Origin of the sequence: Xylophilus sp. ASV27, assembly GCF_016428875.1 — a bacterium.
In the GTDB taxonomy this organism is placed as follows: domain Bacteria; phylum Pseudomonadota; class Gammaproteobacteria; order Burkholderiales; family Burkholderiaceae_C; genus Xylophilus.
Genome location: NZ_JAELTO010000202.1, coordinates 1 through 3,019 on the forward strand (window position 1 = coordinate 1; position 3,019 = coordinate 3,019).

Annotated in this window: 1 protein-coding gene, 1 tRNA gene and 1 pseudogene; all 3 read right to left on the reverse strand. The window is 67.5% G+C overall.

Annotated features, from left to right (window positions below; all coding sequences use genetic code 11):
• Window positions 1-157 precede the first annotated feature (157 nt).
• Entirely contained in the window at window positions 158-2,428 is a 2,271-nt protein-coding gene (locus JHD63_RS22165) for a putative bifunctional diguanylate cyclase/phosphodiesterase (protein ID WP_198972949.1), read from the reverse strand.
• Window positions 2,429-2,497: 69 nt separating this feature from the next.
• Window positions 2,498-2,572: transfer RNA gene (locus JHD63_RS22170), tRNA-Val, on the reverse strand.
• A gap of 30 nt (window positions 2,573-2,602) precedes the next feature.
• Window positions 2,603-2,944 (reverse strand): annotated as a pseudogene (locus JHD63_RS22175) (DNA polymerase III subunit epsilon); the annotation flags it as partial.
• Window positions 2,945-3,019 lie beyond the last annotated feature (75 nt).

Below are 3,019 nucleotides of genomic sequence, written 5' to 3' on the forward strand. Positions count from 1 at the left end.
GGTGAAGCTCGGGCTGCAGGCCAAGCGCAAGCGCGCTGGCTGGAGCCTGCCCTATCTGGAGCACCTCATGGGCATGGGAGCGGCTCTGGGGATGGGGGGCTCTGGTTAGATGCGATTGCCCTGCCCATTTTCCACCTGGGCTACAAGCCTATTTCTTTCATATTCTCAGCACAGGCTCAGGCAAATCCGGGTCGACCGGCAGGAGTTGCGCCAGCATCACCTGTACCGGCGCAGGCCGGCCGAACAAGTAGCCCTGGAAGGCGCGGCAGCCGTTGCGCATGAGGAAATCGAGCTGGCCCTGCGTCTCCACGCCCTCGGCGACCACGGCCAAGTCCAGGCTCTCGGCCAGCGCGAGGATGGTGCGAACGATGGCCGCGTCGTTGGGATCGGTCAGCACGTCGCGCACGAAGGACTGGTCGATCTTGAGCGTGTCCAGCGGCAGCCGCTTGAGGTAGCTCAGCGAGGAGTAGCCGGTGCCGAAGTCGTCCAGCGAGAAGCCCACGCCATGGGCCTGCAGCGCCGTCATCTTGGCGATGATGTCTTCCACGTCGTTGAGCAGCAGCGTCTCGGTCAGCTCGATCTTGAGCCGGTCCCCGCGCGCGCCGGTCCGGTTCAGCGCATCGAGCACGCGCTGCACGAAATCCATCTGCCGGAACTGCCGCGCGCTCACGTTGACCGCAATGCTCAGCGACGCGGTCTCGGGCTGCGCCTGCCACCGCACCAACTGCTCGCAGGCGGTTGCCAGCACCCAGTAGCCCAGGGGCAGGATCAGGCCCGTCTGCTCGGCCAGCGGAATGAATTCGCCCGGCGTCACCATGCCGCGGCGCGGGTGGTGCCAGCGCACCAGCGCCTCCACGCCGCTCAGGCGCCGTTCGTGGTCCACCACCGGCTGGTAGTACAGCAGCAGTTCGCGCCTGTCGATGGCATGGCGCAGGTCGGCCTCCAGCTCCGAGCGGGCCGACACCGCCTTCTGCATGTCGGGGTGAAAGAAGCACAGGGTGTTGCGGCCGGCGGCCTTGGCCTGGTACATGGCCAGGTCGGCGCGCTTGAGCAGGTCGTCCACGCTCTCCACGGCGCCATCGAACAGCGCAACGCCCAGGCTGGGCGTGCTGTGGTGCTGGTAGCCCTCCAACTGGTACGGGTTGTTCAGCAGGGTCAGGATGCGCTCGCCCACCAGGCGCGCCTGCGCCGTGGCGCTCGCCTCGTCACCTTCCAGGCCCTCGAGCATCACCACGAACTCGTCGCCGCCCAGCCGCGCCACGGTATCGCCGCCCTTGACGCAGGTCACCAGGCGGTTGGCCACGCGCTCGAGCAGCGAGTCGCCGACGTCGTGGCCCATGGTGTCGTTGAGGTCCTTGAAATTGTCCAGGTCGATGAACAGCAGCGCGCCGCGCTGCTGCCGCACGCGGCACTGCGCCAGCGCCGCGCTCAGGCGGTCCAGCAGCAGCCGGCGGTTGGGCAGGCCGGTGAGCGCGTCATAGAAGGCCAGCCGCTCGATCTCGTCCTCGACCCGCTTGCGCTCGGTAACGCTGCGGCCGATGCCGCGGTAACCGCGGAACACCCCCTGCGTGTCGAAGATGGGCGTGCCGCTGATCGACACCCAGTAGGTCTCGCCGTTCGCATCGAGCCGCTGCAGTTCGAGGTCATGGAAGGTCTGGTGCGCATCCAGCACGGCACGGTGCTGCTGCCAGTCCGCTTCGGTCATGTTGAGCGCCCCGAGGTCCCAGCGCGTCAGGCCGATGTTGTCCTCCTGCGGCAGGCCGAAATCGGTGTCCGAATAGCCTTCGATGCGCACGAAGCGGTGCTGCTCGTCCAGTTCCCAGTACCAGTCGGAGGAAAGCTCGGTCAGGCTGCGGAAACGCACCTCGCTCTGCCGCAACGCCTCGTCCGCACGCTTGCGCTCGGTGATGTCCATGTGTGCGCCGACGATACGCAGCGGCGCGCCGTGGCCGTCGCGCCGCATCACCTTGGCACGATCCAGCACCCAGATCCAGCGGCCGGACTGGTGCCGCATCCGGTACTCGATCTCATGGAACGGAGCCTCGACCTGATGGTGCCGCTCCAGCCCGGCGCGCAGGCCGGGCAGGTCGTCGGGATGCACCAGCGCATGCCAGGCCTCGTCGTTGCCCGAATACGCGCCCGGCATCAGGCCCAGCAGCTCATGCCAGCGATCACTGAATTCGATGCGCCGAGCCGCGACGCTCCATTCCCACAGGCCGACGTCGGCACCGGTCAGCATCAGATCGAGCCGCTCAGCGCAGGCCAGCCGCTCGGCCTCGCACTGTTGCGCCCGTTCGCGCAGCAGGCGCTGCCGGCGCAGGACCAGGCCCAGCAGCAGGGCGCTCCCGCCGATCAGCGCCAGATAGAGGACGACGGCCACGCCCGCGCGCTGGCGCCGGCTCGACTGCCCCGGGTTCAACGTTCTCATTGCCGGCCCTCCCGACCTCCTGCGGCACCAACAAAAAAGGCCCGAACAAATGCTCGGGCCTTTCGAATCTGGTGGGTGATGCAGGGTTTGAACCTGCGACCCCTGCCGTGTGAAGGCAGTGCTCTACCGCTGAGCTAATCACCCGACGAAGCTTGGTACGTCAGCCTACGATTATTACACAGTTTCGGCGCGATCCTTCCAGATCGTCTTGCCGCCGCTGGCCTTTTCGAGCTGCTGGAGTACCGCCTCATGCGCGAGCCGCTCCTGCTCGCTGGCCACGATGACCGGCAGCATGAATTGGCGCAGGTCCACGCGCACCACCTCGGCCTGGCCCTCCTCCGGCGCGGCGACGTCGATCTGCAGCGCGTTCTGCCCGCGCGTGAGGTTGATGTAGACGTCGGCCAGCAGTTCCGCGTCGAGCAGCGCCCCGTGAAGGGTCCGACTGGAATTGTCGACGCCCAGGCGGTCGCACAGCGCGTCCAGCGAATTGCGCTTTCCGGGGAACATTTCCTTGGCCCTGTCTCTTATACACATCTAAAAGAGGGGGGGGGGGGGGGGGGGGGGGGGGGGGGGGGGGGGGGGGGGGGGGGG